The organism is Pedobacter duraquae (assembly GCF_004362245.1).
Classification (GTDB): domain Bacteria; phylum Bacteroidota; class Bacteroidia; order Sphingobacteriales; family Sphingobacteriaceae; genus Pedobacter; species Pedobacter duraquae.
This window is the reverse complement of the sequence record NZ_SNWM01000004.1, coordinates 296,304-310,576: the sequence shown is the minus strand read 5'-3', so window position 1 is coordinate 310,576 and position 14,273 is coordinate 296,304. Positions and strand designations below refer to the sequence as shown.

The following is a 14,273-nucleotide window of genomic DNA, read 5'->3' as shown; positions in this document are numbered from 1 at the left end:
TATTAAATTCGAAATGTCTATTCCAGTGCCAGAATTACTGCAGGGATAGATCTTGCGCTTGCGATTCTTGAAGAGCTAAACGGACCATTGTTCGTGCTAAACGTTGCACGCGGCTTAGTGTTTTTATATCAGGTTACTAAGATGCCACCCCGCAGATTTCGTGACGTTAAATAGGGCACCGGACTACCTATAATGCTATGGCTCACTAAAGGATTAAATTTTAATGTAATCGCTCGTCAGCGAACTGAAGAAGAATTTAAGTTCCGGTTTCGACTTGTTTTTTTGTGTGATTGAAAGAAAATCTTCTCGATATACTGAAGCCCCAGCGATATTGTCCCTTTAGCCAGGAGCTGGTTGTAGAAGGAATAAATTGCATCTCTTCTATCGCTGCTGCATTGGTGAAGTTAAGATGGAAAATATGTCCGCCTGTTTCCATTTCAAGTCCAACTCCAAGCGGATTATAGAACTTTACGTTGTTAACTTTTTCCAGGTAAGCCTTGTCGGCTGTATTCCGAAAAGGCAGGAAATAATCTATTACAAGCGCTACGCGTTTACTGAGCTTTGCCCGCGCTCCGGCACCAAGAGCAAACAGCTCATTCTGATCTCTATAGGTAGTAAAATTGCGGTGGAGATAGCTTGGTGTTAAAGAAAAGGAAAATCCCGGGCTCATTTTTCGTGCGATGATCAATTGACTTACATAGTTCGTTCTATCCCCGAGGTTCCTGTATGCGGTGGCAGATGTAGGATCGTCACTTGCGTGTATGGCAGCGATGGTATTACTCCCAAAAAATGTAATTGCAAATGGAATATGGTCATCTGTTGTTTGTTCCAGTAAACGGTACTTAATACTGAGCTCGTAAAGTTGCTGCACCGCTGTAGCCCCTTTTGCTCTGGCCAGGCCTACAGTGACCCGGTCGCTCAGCCCGTAATCAAAACCAATCCTCACATCGGTAGACTGATCAAGCCCAAAGAATTGCCTCAAACCACCGTTACTGCCCGCAATATCTCCAAACCGGTGATCCACTTTAAAGTCCATTTCGTTTTTGTAAATTGTTTCGTTTGTGTGCCCATTGATCAATTTAGTGGACTTAAAGGTCGCACTAACTTTTTCATGAGTAGTTTTAATTATCGGTATCGCTTTTTCCAGATCATCCTGTGCAGACGCCTGAACTGTAGTAAATAGTATAGCTGGTAGAATTAGCAGAGAATATAGAAAATATGTATGTTGTTTCATATTGTTTTACCTTAATGTTGCTTAGTTGTTTTTTGATAGATAGGTTGTTACAACGCGTACCTCTACGAACTCTGCTATGTTTTTGAACACCAGCGCAGGAACTTTAATGCCATGGTCGGAAATGCGGACTCTAAATACAGTTTTTGCTGTTATGTTGCCACCTGTTATCGTAAATGTGACTGGCGCGGTGTAAGTTTTGGTTACTCCATGGATGTTTAGATTTCCTGTTGCCGTTGCCGTGTAGGTGCCATCTTTTGTGAAGTCAGGTAAGGGACTGATTTTTCCCTTGAAATCCGAAAGGGGGTAGGTATCGCTTTCCATATAATTTTCATTGAAATGTTCCTGCATCAGCTTTTTCGGAAATTGAAACGAAGTATTTTTAACTCTGAATAGCAGGTTTCCCGACACCACATCGAAAGCTGAAGTTGCAGAGGCGCTTTTTGCTTCAATATCTTCTACTATTGTGCTGGAAAAAAATGTTATGGTTGCACTGCTACTGGTTCTTATTTGTTGAGCATTGATAGTGCTTGTAGATAGTACAAGCATCAGGAAAACTATTAGATTTTTCATAATTGTTATTGTTGAATCATTCCTTTATCAAACCAAATCTGCAGGGATTGTAAATCTGATTGACTTAAACTTGAACCCATGGGCATAGTTTTGTTCACAAGTACCGCCTGTTTAATTCTCGCGGCGTTTGCCACTACAGAGGAATAGCCGTTAAGGGTAAATATGGCTGCAGCAGAACGGCCTGTTGCGTGGCAGCTAGCGCATTTAGTTTGGAAAATCGGTTCGACAAAATTATTGTACGTAATGGCTGCTGCGCCGGGAAGTCCCGGCACAGCAGGTTGAAACTCTTCTGCTTGCTTTTTGCTGCAGGCAAGCAGTAAGCTGTACACTATAGCGATGATCGCGATAATCCTGAATGATTTAGACATAAGAAATTACTTTAGAGGTGCGGTGTTAATAGTGAGAATTGGCCATACTCCTGGTTTAGGTACGCTCACACCTTTGTTATCTCCCCGTTTGGCATCGGGCCCATAGTAATAAAGCGGATGTCCTTTATAAGTGAGTTGTTTTTTTCCAGCGGCGGTGATCTGAAACATCATATCCTTTTTTAGGGCTGAGGGTACATTTAAAATATCAGACTCGTAGATCGGCCAGGTGGGATTGTTTGACAGGTCAGCTTTCGTGTACGTATTTGTGTTGAACGTATCTGGAGTATAAGCATATAATGTTTTGCCGGCACCATCAGTCAAGTACTGTGTCAGACCGGTTCCTTCCACACCACCATCCAGATAGCTGGTGCCATTTGATCCGACAAGCTGCGCATTGGCAAGCATGATTGAGTAATCGGGCTTTGCGACAAACCAGATGCCACCAGATCCATCTCCATTTACGTCGCCTTTGGCTACGTCGTTAGCATAAGTGTACAGGGGCCAGCCTTTGTAAGTTGTTTGTTTTTTCCCATCGGCCCGCGTAATTGTGGCAAGGTCGCTAGCCGCAACACCGGTTGGAACAGTGAGGTCAGCGGTGTAATAAACCGGCCAGGCAATTTCACAACCTCCGGTGCATTCCGAACTACCCTTTGCATCCATAGAAAATACATATAGGGTCTTGCCATTTCCATCGGTCATAATTGTACCAAATTTAGCGTTTGTGCTTAGCTGAACTGATGTCGACACTGTAGGGGGAGTAGTTGGTGGATAAACTGGATTTACTGGCGAAGGATCGCTACCTTTAGAACATGATGCGACGATTGTGAGGCCACAAAGCGCGGTAAGCAATAGTTTGTTTTTAAGGGATACTAGCATTGTGTTTAAGTTTAAATAAATAGCTTTGTTAATTACAGCCATTACGGCGAGCTCCCGGAAAAGGTTGTTTTTAAAAATTCAACTTTTTTTGTTTATTTTTAAATACTTGTTTGTCAGTATTTTGAGTGTTAATATATATTTTTTGTTGTTCAGGCAACCTTTCTATGATACCATACGTACTCCCTGTATGATGTTGCACATTTAAACGTACTTGCATAGCGTGCAGAAACTTATCGATGGATGTATCAGGCAGGAGCGGTCCAGCCAGTATTTGCTCTATAAAGAATTTTATAGTTATGGGATGGCTATATGCCGTCGCTATGCTTTAACTGAATATGATGCAGCTGATGTGTTAAATAATGGGTTTCTGAAAGTCTTCACGAACATAAAAAAATATGATCGCGAAAAGCCGTTTAAGTCTTGGCTTGGCAGGATTATTACAAATACTGCCATAGATCACTACCGCATGAATCTTAAGTTTACCGATCATGAAGATGTAAGCACGCATGAAAATATTAAAGATCACGAGGCCATCTATACTCAACTGGCCTATAAAGATCTTTTGAGCCTTGTTCATGGACTTAGTCCGGCTTACAGAACTGTTTTTAACTTGTATGCTATAGACGGGTATTCGCATGATGAAATTGCTGATATGCTGAATATTTCTATAGGAACTTCCAAATCCAATCTTTTCAAAGCAAGACAGAAATTACAGGAAAAACTCATGGCTTTTAATTTTAATACGCCTGCTATAATACCAATACATAAATAAGGGATGGAAAACGAGCACGACATAGATCATTTATTTAAACGCGGCCTCAGCGATCCTGAAATTCCTTTCAACGAATTAGACTGGAACAAGATGGAGCGACTGATGGATCGGAAGAAAAACCGCGTCATACCTTTGTGGTGGTATCTTATTGGGGGAGTTGCCGCTACTCTTATTCTACTGTTATCTGGGGTATTTAGTGATTACGCTCCAGTTAAGCATAATAATAATAATAATCAGCTGGCAAAAAAGCCTGAGACTTCCGAAAATAGAAAACTGCCAGGTGAAAATGGTTCTGGTAATATGGTAACGAATAGGCCTGTACCAGTAATCACTCTTAATGTAAGAGAGGCAAATCTGCCCGCCGCTAGTCAAAGACATATTTTAGGCGATAGCACTATCCTTTCTGCTATTATCAATCCTGATGACCGGATGTTATCATCATTTCCCGAGCTACTGGCAGTAGATATAAAGGGAAGAATGGCTACTGACAGTGTGACTTTTGATGCCAGAAGCTATGCGATCACATTAAATAATACAGATGTTTTGGAACGGAATTCAGAAGATAGCGTTTCAGTTCAAAAAGTTACACCGAAGCACACTAAGAATCGTGGATTAATAATGAGTATTCTAGCTGCTCCTGATGTGTCGAGCGCTAAAATGAATGTTTCATCAAAGCTGAGCTCCAATATTGGTTTTTCAATTACTTATCCGCTGACAAATAGGCTAAGTTTGACATCCGGAGTTGTATATGCCAAGAAATATTATAACTCTGTAGGACTTGGGACACTCGCGACTGGCTATTTAAATAAGGCATGGCAGATCAATGCCGATTGCAGCGTGCTGGATATTCCATTGAATGTCAACTATAAAGTATTGCAGAAAAAAACTTTCTCTATTACTGTAAACACGGGGCTTTCAAGTTATTTTATGTTAAATGAAAAGTACGACTTCCTGGTTGGAACAGGGTCTTCGCAACATGTTTCTCAAATTGAAATTAAGAATCAGAATCAACACTTACTTGGCGTTGCTAATTTTTCTGTAAGTTTTGACCGCAGAATTACTAGAAACTTAAGTCTCGGTGTGCAACCTTTTGTTAAGGTTCCGCTTACAGGGATAGGTCAGTACGATTCGAAATTAAGATCAACCGGCATGTCCTTCTCTTTAAACATTGGATTGTTTCATCCTAAAAAGAAAGATTAGTAAACATCCCGGTCAGACTCCGCTAAGCAAACTAATTATGGTTTAAAAATCCGCAGTTCTTTTATTAACTGGGATTTTTTGTTTGTCAACCGGACATATCAATACGACTTTCGGTCATCTTCATACCATTTACGGACATGACTTTTTTTGATATACAGTATGTTATACTTTTGGGGCATGAAAGAGGTATACGATAAATACTTAATATTAATCATGAGCATAGTCCCGAAAAAAATAGGAAATAGGGTCGAAAATGGATCGTAAACGTGAAGGTGACGTGGTGGCTACCTGATGGCAACCTGCTCCGCACCTTGTTCGACTAACACCGAAAAAAACAAGAAGGAAATGGTATGGAAAATGATTTTGGCACTACCTAAAAAATTGGGGGTTTTGACCGGTATTTTTTTTTAAGAACCAGAGTAATTTCATAACAGTCGTAACATTTCAGGGGGGGTGGTATCTAACCTCTCAAAATTTAATTACACTGTGTCCCTTTAGTTAAGATGATGACATTTGAGGAAATCTATAGACGTTATTCCCAGCAAACTTTTCGGGTTTGTCTAGGATATACAAATGACGCAGAGCAGGCTAGGGATTTAGTACAAGATACATTTGTTGCCGTCTGGAATGGTCTGTCTGGTTTCCGTAATGAGTCGCATATTGCTACGTGGATATTCAGGATCGCGACCAACCAGTGTTTGCGGGCAGTAGCAAAGGCCAAAAGGATGCCTGTTGCTGATCTGCCTTTTAACCTGGCTGTTCCTGTTGAAGAGTCGATTGAGGAAAAAGTGACAATACTTTATCGTTGTATAGCTGAATTGGAAGAAACAGAGCGGATTATAATCTCCCTGGAATTGGAAGGCTTGCCACAAGCCGAAATTGCTAGTGTTGTGGGATTGACAAGTGGCAACGTAAGGGTTAAAGTTCATCGTATAAAAGACAAACTAGCTATAAAATTAAAAGCATATGAACAATTTAGATGATATGAAGTCGCTCTGGCGTACTGTGACAACGGATAAGTTGCCAACATCGGAAGAGATGCTGAAATTAATCCGGAAATTTAGGAGAGAGAAGCTGAGAAATAAATGGCTGGTTATTGTAACTTGTCTTTTATCTTCATGCTTAGTTGTGGCGGCATTGATAATCGCTCATTTCAAAATGGCAACGACTTATGCGGGCGGTATTTTGGTTGTGATTGCTGCGCTTTTCCTGGCTTTCAATAATATCAGGTCGCTAAAGCGTTTTTACCATATGGATGACTATGATAATCTTAAGTTTTTGGAATTTCTAGCAAAAACACGTGAAAATCAAATTCGCTATTATAAGAGAACGATGGTCATTGTTATATCTCTATCGGCATCTGGTTGGATTTTGTATGTGTATGAACTTGTATACCATTATCCGATGTGGAGCATTATTGTCTATTTGATCATGAGCGTCTATCTGGGGGTAATGTGGTTCATCGTCAGGCCAAGATCATTCAAAAGGGATCAGGGAAAATTAAATGCCACCAGAGAAAGGGTGGAAAGTATATTAAACCAATTAAAATAATGATATGAAAAAGACCAATGTTTCCAAAGCTGTCCTAATGTTGTTAGTTTCCGGGTTGCTACTAACCAGCGTTGTTCCGGTAGTGAATCGCTATTACCCAATGCCCGATGCTTTAAACGGATTTTTTATGGGCATGGGCTTAGCTATTGAGGTACTTGCACTGATTAAAATGGATAAGAATAGGAAAAAGATGACCTGTGGCTAAAAGCTATTTTATTCCCGGGAGTGCCGGTGGACCTGGCAACTGTGGACTGCTTTTTTTTATGGTGGGACCGAGTTGCTGTTCCGAAAAAGAAGATAAGCTCCCCGCATTTTTCTGTACAATCCTGCCTTCCTTTGCGAATACGAAGTGGTGCGGAAATTCGCCCTGCCAGTCAAAAAGTAGCGCAAATTCCTTAGTAATTGCCTGACTATTAGCTCCAAGAATTACGAAACAATTGTCGGGATTTAAGTCGTATTGTTTCACCACATCCATCCATTTTGTCTTGTCGTTTTCAAAAAACAGCCAGACAGGCCTGATCTGTTTGGAGTTATCCAGATTTTTAGTTTGCTTGTATTGCGACATCTCAACCAAGCATGGTTTGCACCAGGAGCCACAGAAGTCAAATATAAGGTATGGTTGCTTGGTGTTCTGGAAGAGTTCTCCGAACGAAATCTGTTGATCACTTGCATCAAACAGCGTCACGTTTCTAAGGGTATTGTTAAGGAATCCCAATTTTTCTACGCCACGATTAGGAATTTTGTAGACTTGTTGCGCGTACGCCATAAACGGCGGATAGCTCAGCTTGGCTAACAGATTTTCTTTTTTGTTTGTTAAACTTTCTGGCAACATGCCGTCTTGTAAAAGATTAATCAATATATATTGTCTAACGGTGTCATTACAAGCACTAAATTTTGATTGAATCGCTTTTTCGTCTAGGTTCATTTCCTTAAAAAAAACATACAGCGCCGAATATTTGCCAAGAGTGACGGCATCAGCAACGTTTTCTTTTGTTGTGCAGGAGGTAGATAAGATACCCGTTACACCTTGCAGGATAGCGCTCCTGAGCGGTTCAGTTTTGGTATTCTTATAAACCGATTTGATTTTGTACAACAGCTGCCTTTCAAAGGCCTGAAAAGTGATATTCTCTACATTTTTTTTTGTTTCAGTGTCGGCAGCCAAATTCGGATTCGCGCTGTAAGTAAGTCTGGTGTACGCTGCACCTAAAGTGTGGATATTGGCAGGCGATAAGTAGCTGGTAATTTGACTCGCCGATTTAAAGCCGCTAAGCGTCTGATATACATTATTCATGAAACTTTTGTGTAATGGACCGTTTTCACCATTTCTGAATAGGAAAAATGTATTCCCATAGTTAACCCTAATGGAGTCCTTAAACTCCATTTTGGTATGAAATAAAGTCTCATAGTTTACATTTACGCTGTCACCTGGTTTGACATAAAAAATATTGAATCCAAGCGCAAGGTATTTTGGTTCAGCTATAGCTAATCGGATGACTGTTCTTAGTTTGTTTGATGTATCAATCTTGTGTTCGGGAGGAGCAACAATGGCAGGTTCAAGATGTAGGGGATTTAGTTGGCCGAAAGCAGTGAAACGCCGGTCAGCGTTAGTTTTAAAATTAACCACTATTGTGGTCTGCTTGCCAACCTGGCCGAAGGATGAATAACAGATAGGAATCAGGAAAAGCAGTAAAATATTGGCTCTCAGGTAAGTAATTGTCATATCGATAATATATAAATTAAAACAAGGGACTGTACCACCTCGGATCAAATCCTGGTAGTACAGTCCTTTTTGTGGTATTAGCACCAATAGTATCCTGATGGATCACCTGAACAGCAATAGTTATGACAGGTATCGCCTCCGGTACTACTGCTACATACGCCGTAGCTTGGCATATAGCCTTCGGTTTTGCTACAGTATTGTGTACAGCTACCAGGGCAAGGATTACCATTGTCGCCACCAGGTGTTCCCGGTCCGGCTGCCAAGCCGCCCATCACTTTTTTCATTTCAGCTTTGCTGAGTAAATTTAACTTTTTCATGCTTTTGGTTCTAAATTGATTGTTAACATTTTGTAATCCAGTCACGCCTGGTTTACTTAAGCGATACCGAGAAATGTCGGTATTCATTTTTGGGGCAGTTTCGTTGCAACCGACTGCCCCTTTTTTGCAAAAACAATTTTTGATATCAACATTAATTTAAAATGTACGATACGGTAAATAAAATATATTGTACCAACGTCTTGTCAACAAGTACGAAAGGGGGTGATTTGAGGTATGTAGCATATCCGGTAATAAAGGATTAATTCGAACTTGTGTTCAAGATCTTAGTAATATTCCTGAGGAATCTTTGGAGGAGTGAACTTTCTCTGGTAATGATTTCAGCGTCAGCCACCATACCTGGCTTTAAAATTATCGGATGGTCAGCATCTTTCTGTTCGAATTTTCCAAAATCTATCTTTGCGATAAAAACGCTGTCTTTCAGGGCCGCATCAGTGATATAACTAATCTTACCATTAATAATTCCATATTCTTCGAAAGGATAACTTCTGAGCTTGACTAAGGTACGCTGACCCAAGCTGACCTTTCCCATATTATACTGTGGGATTTGTACCTCTCCGAAAAAATCTGTGTTGCCTGGATTGATAACGAATAGTTCCTGGTTTGTTGTTACATTCTGATTCTCCTGTACAATACCTGCATAACCTAGCTTACCCGAAAACGGTGCTGTAACTACATATTTCATCAACCACGCATCAGTATCATTGATGACGCTATTTAATGCCTGGCGAAACTTAGCTTGTTGTTCTTTTATGGAATTGTCAAGACTGGCAAGTTCCTTCTGTTTTGCAAGATAGGTTGTGTTATTGTTCAGCAGGGCAGTGTTGGTTTGTTGCAGTGGATATTTGCTGCTCAGGAATTTGTTTTCCTGCAGCTTGAACTCACTATTGGAAATTACGTTTTTACCTTTAAGCTTTTGATAAGCGTCATATTCTTCTTGCGCATTGGCATATTCTTTTTCCTGTACGATGCGCTGCTCCAGAATTTGTGCTTGGAGTTTCCTGATCTCGGCCAGGTCTTTCTGCAGAAATACCCTTTGAATTAACGAAATACCTCCGTTGCGGGTATTTGTAAATTGGAGATATTCTTGATAAAAGGTCTGGTAACTTCCCTGCAGTTCTCCCAGATTTAGCTTGCTTTCCGGTAGTTTAATATGCTTCAAAGATCTGGAAGTATTAAGCAATTGCTCGAGCTCTTTCAGGTTTCGTGCTAATTGTATAACGTCATTGTGGTTGGCAGTACTCTCAATATAGGCTAGTGGCTGGCCGGTTATTACCTGTTCGTTGTCTTTTACAAGCAGTCGTATTAATTTGCCACTTTGATGACTGATAACTGCTTTAGGAGCGTTCAGGGAATTAACTTTCATTGAAGTCTTTACCACATCCGGGTATCGGATAAATGCTGAAAGCAAGAGTATGGTTGACAGTACTGCTAAAATTAGTGTGATGCCCCACCTTAAGATCCAGGAGGGAACCACGGTTACAATTTCGTTGACTTCTTCGCTGACCGTCCACGCTACCGGCGGGGTCAGATTTTTTGGTGGAGTAGGGAGCTGTAAAGACATATTTTGGGCCGTTAGTTCAGTTCTAGCTGATTCTTAACTAGTTGATAGTAATCGCCTTTGTTTGTGGTCAGTTCAGAATGGGTGCCTTGTTCTACGATCTTGCCCCTGTCCAGGACAACAATGTGATCCGCATTTTTCACCGTACTTAGCCTGTGTGCAACGATGACAACCGTTTTACCCTCGAAAAACTCTTCCAGATTTTGCATGATCGTGCGTTCGTTATTGGCATCGAGTGCATTGGTGGCTTCGTCAAAGAAGATATATTCGGGATTTTTGTAAACAGCACGTGCAATCAGGATACGCTGCTTCTGTCCCTGACTAATTCCGTTGCCTTCGGCGCCAACTTTGGTGTTTAGTCCAAGTGGCAAAGAATCTATCAGATCACCGATATTGGCAACGTTGATCGCATGCTGGAGCTTCAGCATGTTCGGATAGTCGTCTGCGACAGCAATATTTTTAGCGATACTATCGGAGAAAATAAAACCATCCTGCATGACAATCCCGCACTGTCCGCGCCAGTAACGGTAGCTGATCTGGTCGATGTGACCATTACCAACTCTGATTTCTCCCTTCTGTGGTGCGTAGAATCGCAGTAGCAATTTTAGGATTGTCGTTTTACCACTCCCGCTCATGCCAACTATGGCTGTGGTTTTTCCATGCGGAATATGAAGATTTATCTCCTTTAGCACAGGTTCATTTCCGGCACCCGGATAAGTGAAGCTCAATTTTTGAAGTGTGATACTTCTGTCTGTAGGCAACTGTTTTAAAAATGGCTTGTTCGCTGGCTCTTCGTCCTGCATCTCGTGGACCTCATTCAGTCTTTCGAGACTTATCTTAGCATCCTGCGATTGCTGTATAAAGCCTAATAGTTGTTCAATTGGGCTATTTACCTGTCCAATAATGTACTGTATAGCCATCATCTCGCCCAAGGTGAGCTGTCCGTCGATAACAGATTTCGCCACTAGAAAGGTAATGATGATATTTTTAACTTCATTGATGAAAAATGTGCCTGCTTGCTGAATCTGTCCAAGTGAAAGGCTTTTGATGTTAAACTTGAAAAGCCTGGCTTGTATTCTTTCCCATTCCCAACGTTTTTGTTGTTCACAGTTATTTAACTTAATCTCCTGCATACCGCCTATGAGTTGTACGATACTACTCTGATTTTTGGATGAGATGTCAAAACGTTTAAAGTCTAAATTTCTTCTTTTTTTTAGGAAAGCAACCACCCAGACGGTATACAGTACGCTGCTGACTAGAAAAATAACGAAAATACTAATCTGGTAATAAGCCAGGACGATTGTAAATACCACCAGGTTAAACATCGAGAAAATTACATTCAAGGTAGAGCCTGTCAGGAAACTTTCAATCCTGCGTTGATCGTTCATGCGCTGCATAATATCTCCGGTCATTTTAGTGTCGAAAAAGCTCATGGGCAGCTTCATCAGCTTAATCAGGAAGTCGGTAAGAATGGAGATGTTTACCCGTGTACTGATATGTAGTAAGATCCATGAACGGATAAAATCTACGCTCATTCTACCAACAAATAGCATGGTTTGTGCGATCAGAACTATATATATAAAGTTAAGATTTCTGGTGTTGATGCCTACGTCGACTATGGATTGAGTAAGGAAAGGGACAATTAACTGCAGCAGACTGCCTACACCCAGGCCGAAAAACAGTTGAAGAACCAATTGCTTATAACGATATAGGTAATTGAATAAGTAACTCCAGCTCAGTCCATTGTTTTTGTCACCTTCTTGTTTAAACAGGTCGGGCGTAGGAGATAGCGTTAATACTATTCCCTGACTATGTCCATTGTTATGTATGCTCAACCAGTGCTGTAAAAACTCTCCTTCTGAAAACTGGATTAATCCTTTTTCCGGATCAGCAACGTGATAGCTGCCATTTTTTATACGATATAATACTACAAAATGGTTCTGATTCCAATGTAAAATCACAGGTAATTCAGTCTCTGTTAATTGCGTTAGCATCAATCGGCTTCCTATGGTTCTGAAACCGATTTTTTCAGCCGCTTCGCTGATTCCCAGAAGCGATACACCTTCCTTATTGATGCCTGATATCTCCCTCAGTCGCTGCAAACTGAAGTTTTTTCCGTAATATTTGGCCACCATACGCAGGCAGGTAGGGCCGCAATCCATTTGATCCAGCTGTTTATAGAATTGGAATTTTTTCAAGGGCTGTGCGTTTTAAACTTTGGGTCTGTTGGCTATTCGGCATAACAATTACTTATCCGGATTTATACACCGTTTTTCAAAAACGTTGCTGAATTCTATCAGGTCAAAAGGTATTTAATGTCTTCTAAACGATACGGTTCTGGTAACTTGTAGCCATTAACCAAGATCGTAGGTGTGTATATTATTTCTGTGAGGTTGCACCATGCTTTTTGCTTTTTGGTAATCAGGCTCATCTCTTCACTGTAGTCTATGGGATAAGCTGCTGCCCATTGTTCAAACTTCTTACTGCCTTGTTTATACCAGTCATTCAGCGCTTTTTCTAACAAGGACGCATCATTCAAAAAGCTTAGCGCCGAGACGTGTCTTGCTACTTTTGTTTGTAGATCATCATCATGATCGGCGGTAGTGAAAATTATTTTTAGTTTGATGTCTGTTCTCACCTTCAACCATTCATCAATCGTCTGATGTGCTTTTGCACAGGGGCCGCAAAAAGGATTACTGACCATCGTAATAATTGTTGTTGCGTCGGGATTACCAAGGACAATGGGCATTAGCTCATCTGGTACTGCATAACAAGGTTGGCTGGTTAGGACCTGGTTAAATAGATCGCTGTTGTATTTGAATTTTTTTAACTGCTGTTTCAGCGGAATGTACTGAGCCATCCTCAATAAAAAGGGTTTTATAAAAAACCAGGTCAGGATAGGGATGCTAAAACAGGTTGTTAGTGTTAACGCTGTCTTTATATCAGGTACGGCAGAATTCAGACTGTATATGCCAGGATTGATTGTGAGGTTTGTTAAGAGTTCCATTCCGAGGATAGCTTGAATTGTGCAGCAGAGCACGCACCAGTTTTTGTTGGTGTATTGGTATCCTATAGAATATACTGTGTATGGCATTGCACATACATTTAACCAGGCAAGTATTGGCAGGGATCCGGGCAGGGCAAGTAAGACGAGTGCTGATCCTGCAAAATAGAAAAATCCGATCTCACTCCAGCTCAGCCAGGACAATAGTTTTGCTGCATCGGACTTCAGGATAGCGTTGCAGTTATTTTTATTGCCTAGACTGCACAGGTTCTGGACCAACGGGTTGTTGGTATCAATACTGTGGATCAATAATAGTATGCTAACGCCTAATCCGAGGAGTTTAAATGTCAAAAGTGAAATGTAACCTAGCTTCAAAGTTGGGTAATCAAAGCTCAGGATTATCGTGGCCAGGAATACGGTAAATAAAGCCGGCGCCATCAACTTATTTATAAATGAACTTGTGATTTTTCGTTGATAATTTTCTTCGCCGCTTTTTTGGTTCGGGGTAGCATGTAGCGCTATACCACTCCATTTTTTCAGGAATTCAGTTTCTGAAAAAATGGCTTTTTGGCTTTGCTCATCGCTATAGGTCACCTGTTTGTCGGCGATATTATGTACAACCATGAAGTAGCCTCCATCAACCCTGCTGTGTGCAATAAAGGGGTATTCAAGGTCTGCGGGATCGTAATCGTCTTTCGTAATGTTGTAGGATTGATTTGGCAAAGACCATTCTGTTAAACAGTCGCTAATCGCTAATAGACTCGGATATTCGGGGTGGTCCTGTAAGCTTATAGCTATAGTGGCAGGACTTACATCAACTCGTAGGGCCTTAAGTAGTATCTTTGTAACAGCGATTACATTTGGCTGACTGGTTTCTAGGAATTTGAACATTGCGATGAATTTGTTCATAAGTTTAGCTGCCTGATTTGGTTTAATAAAATATTTTGTACCAAAGCCATTTTTTGATGTACAAACCCAGGTTTAATGGAGTATGAAACAGGTTACCTACGGACCGGACAGGTTATAGGAGGAACGCGCCGGTTAATTTGCTTTTTTTCAACTAATGTATTACTTTGCAATAA

At 40.8% G+C, this 14,273-nt stretch carries 14 protein-coding genes; 5 read left to right on the top strand and 9 right to left on the bottom strand.

All coding sequences use genetic code 11. The features are described 5' to 3' along the window. Positions 1 to 256: 256 nt before the first annotated feature. The 4 genes from CLV32_RS16925 to CLV32_RS16910 are packed head-to-tail and all read right to left on the bottom strand — an operon-like array spanning position 257 to position 3,048. Positions 257 to 1,234, bottom strand: coding sequence for a DUF5777 family beta-barrel protein (locus tag CLV32_RS16925; protein ID WP_133557684.1), 978 nt, complete (start codon positions 1,232 to 1,234; stop codon positions 257 to 259). 21 nt (positions 1,235 to 1,255) lie between these two features. Beyond that, a complete protein-coding gene (locus CLV32_RS16920; RefSeq protein ID WP_133557682.1) occupies positions 1,256 to 1,804 on the bottom strand; it encodes a YceI family protein in 549 nt (182 codons plus the stop codon). Positions 1,805 to 1,809: 5 nt separating this feature from the next. Then, the gene (locus tag CLV32_RS16915) at positions 1,810 to 2,172 is read right to left on the bottom strand and encodes a hypothetical protein (RefSeq protein WP_133557680.1); all 363 of its coding nucleotides are present in this window, start codon (positions 2,170 to 2,172) and stop codon (positions 1,810 to 1,812) included. Positions 2,173 to 2,178: 6 nt separating this feature from the next. Further along, positions 2,179 to 3,048, bottom strand: a complete 870-nt coding sequence (locus CLV32_RS16910) for a hypothetical protein (protein ID WP_133557678.1) — start codon at positions 3,046 to 3,048, stop codon at positions 2,179 to 2,181. Positions 3,049 to 3,268: 220 nt separating this feature from the next. Here CLV32_RS16910 and CLV32_RS16905 point away from each other — a divergent pair, with 220 nt between their 5' ends. The 5 genes from CLV32_RS16905 (at position 3,269) to CLV32_RS16885 (ending at position 6,776) form a co-directional block, all read left to right on the top strand. Next, positions 3,269 to 3,820, top strand: a complete 552-nt coding sequence (locus CLV32_RS16905; RefSeq protein ID WP_208111038.1) for an RNA polymerase sigma factor — start codon at positions 3,269 to 3,271, stop codon at positions 3,818 to 3,820. Positions 3,821 to 3,823: 3 nt separating this feature from the next. Next, positions 3,824 to 5,020, top strand: coding sequence for a hypothetical protein (locus CLV32_RS16900; protein ID WP_133557676.1), 1,197 nt, complete (start codon positions 3,824 to 3,826; stop codon positions 5,018 to 5,020). Positions 5,021 to 5,523: 503 nt separating this feature from the next. Beyond that, positions 5,524 to 6,003 (top strand): RNA polymerase sigma factor, encoded by a 480-nt coding sequence (locus CLV32_RS16895; RefSeq protein WP_208111037.1) that lies wholly within the window; start codon positions 5,524 to 5,526, stop codon positions 6,001 to 6,003. Continuing rightward, positions 5,987 to 6,571 carry a hypothetical protein gene (locus CLV32_RS16890; RefSeq protein ID WP_133557674.1) on the top strand — a complete coding sequence of 195 codons (585 nt, stop codon included), beginning with the start codon at positions 5,987 to 5,989 and terminating at the stop codon, positions 6,569 to 6,571. Before CLV32_RS16895 ends, CLV32_RS16890 begins: the two co-directional genes overlap by 17 nt. Before the next feature lie 4 nt (positions 6,572 to 6,575). Next, the gene (locus tag CLV32_RS16885) at positions 6,576 to 6,776 is read left to right on the top strand and encodes a hypothetical protein (protein WP_133557672.1); all 201 of its coding nucleotides are present in this window, start codon (positions 6,576 to 6,578) and stop codon (positions 6,774 to 6,776) included. Between the two features lie 3 nt (positions 6,777 to 6,779). Here CLV32_RS16885 and CLV32_RS16880 read toward each other — a convergent pair whose 3' ends face one another. The 5 genes from CLV32_RS16880 to CLV32_RS16860 all read right to left on the bottom strand — a co-directional run bounded on the left by CLV32_RS16880 (position 6,780) and on the right by CLV32_RS16860 (position 14,082). Further along, positions 6,780 to 8,291: a TlpA family protein disulfide reductase gene (locus tag CLV32_RS16880; RefSeq protein WP_133557670.1), complete on the bottom strand. Its 1,512-nt coding sequence runs from the start codon at positions 8,289 to 8,291 to the stop codon at positions 6,780 to 6,782. Positions 8,292 to 8,368: 77 nt separating this feature from the next. Beyond that, positions 8,369 to 8,608 carry a hypothetical protein gene (locus CLV32_RS16875; protein ID WP_133557668.1) on the bottom strand — a complete coding sequence of 80 codons (240 nt, stop codon included), beginning with the start codon at positions 8,606 to 8,608 and terminating at the stop codon, positions 8,369 to 8,371. Positions 8,609 to 8,867: 259 nt separating this feature from the next. Beyond that, entirely contained in the window at positions 8,868 to 10,190 is a 1,323-nt protein-coding gene (locus CLV32_RS16870) for an HlyD family secretion protein (RefSeq protein WP_133557666.1), read from the bottom strand. 11 nt (positions 10,191 to 10,201) lie between these two features. Then, positions 10,202 to 12,385, bottom strand: a complete 2,184-nt coding sequence (locus CLV32_RS16865; RefSeq protein ID WP_133557664.1) for a peptidase domain-containing ABC transporter — start codon at positions 12,383 to 12,385, stop codon at positions 10,202 to 10,204. A gap of 98 nt (positions 12,386 to 12,483) precedes the next feature. Continuing rightward, positions 12,484 to 14,082 carry a cysteine peptidase family C39 domain-containing protein gene (locus CLV32_RS16860; RefSeq protein WP_208111036.1) on the bottom strand — a complete coding sequence of 533 codons (1,599 nt, stop codon included), beginning with the start codon at positions 14,080 to 14,082 and terminating at the stop codon, positions 12,484 to 12,486. Between the last annotated feature and the right edge of the window lie 191 nt (positions 14,083 to 14,273).

Bases quoted from the DNA above. Each gene is read 5' to 3' on its own strand.
- CLV32_RS16925 (WP_133557684.1), bottom strand. From the start codon at position 1,234: ATGAAACAACATACATATTTTCTATATTCTCTGCTAATTCTACCAGCT.
- CLV32_RS16920 (WP_133557682.1), bottom strand. From the start codon at position 1,804: ATGAAAAATCTAATAGTTTTCCTGATGCTTGTACTATCTACAAGCACT.
- CLV32_RS16915 (WP_133557680.1), bottom strand. From the start codon at position 2,172: ATGTCTAAATCATTCAGGATTATCGCGATCATCGCTATAGTGTACAGC.
- CLV32_RS16910 (WP_133557678.1), bottom strand. From the start codon at position 3,048: ATGCTAGTATCCCTTAAAAACAAACTATTGCTTACCGCGCTTTGTGGC.
- CLV32_RS16900 (WP_133557676.1), top strand. From the start codon at position 3,824: ATGGAAAACGAGCACGACATAGATCATTTATTTAAACGCGGCCTCAGC.
- CLV32_RS16895 (WP_208111037.1), top strand. From the start codon at position 5,524: ATGATGACATTTGAGGAAATCTATAGACGTTATTCCCAGCAAACTTTT.
- CLV32_RS16890 (WP_133557674.1), top strand. From the start codon at position 5,987: ATGAACAATTTAGATGATATGAAGTCGCTCTGGCGTACTGTGACAACG.
- CLV32_RS16885 (WP_133557672.1), top strand. From the start codon at position 6,576: ATGAAAAAGACCAATGTTTCCAAAGCTGTCCTAATGTTGTTAGTTTCC.
- CLV32_RS16880 (WP_133557670.1), bottom strand. From the start codon at position 8,291: ATGACAATTACTTACCTGAGAGCCAATATTTTACTGCTTTTCCTGATT.
- CLV32_RS16875 (WP_133557668.1), bottom strand. From the start codon at position 8,608: ATGAAAAAGTTAAATTTACTCAGCAAAGCTGAAATGAAAAAAGTGATG.
- CLV32_RS16870 (WP_133557666.1), bottom strand. From the start codon at position 10,190: ATGTCTTTACAGCTCCCTACTCCACCAAAAAATCTGACCCCGCCGGTA.
- CLV32_RS16860 (WP_208111036.1), bottom strand. From the start codon at position 14,082: ATGTTCAAATTCCTAGAAACCAGTCAGCCAAATGTAATCGCTGTTACA.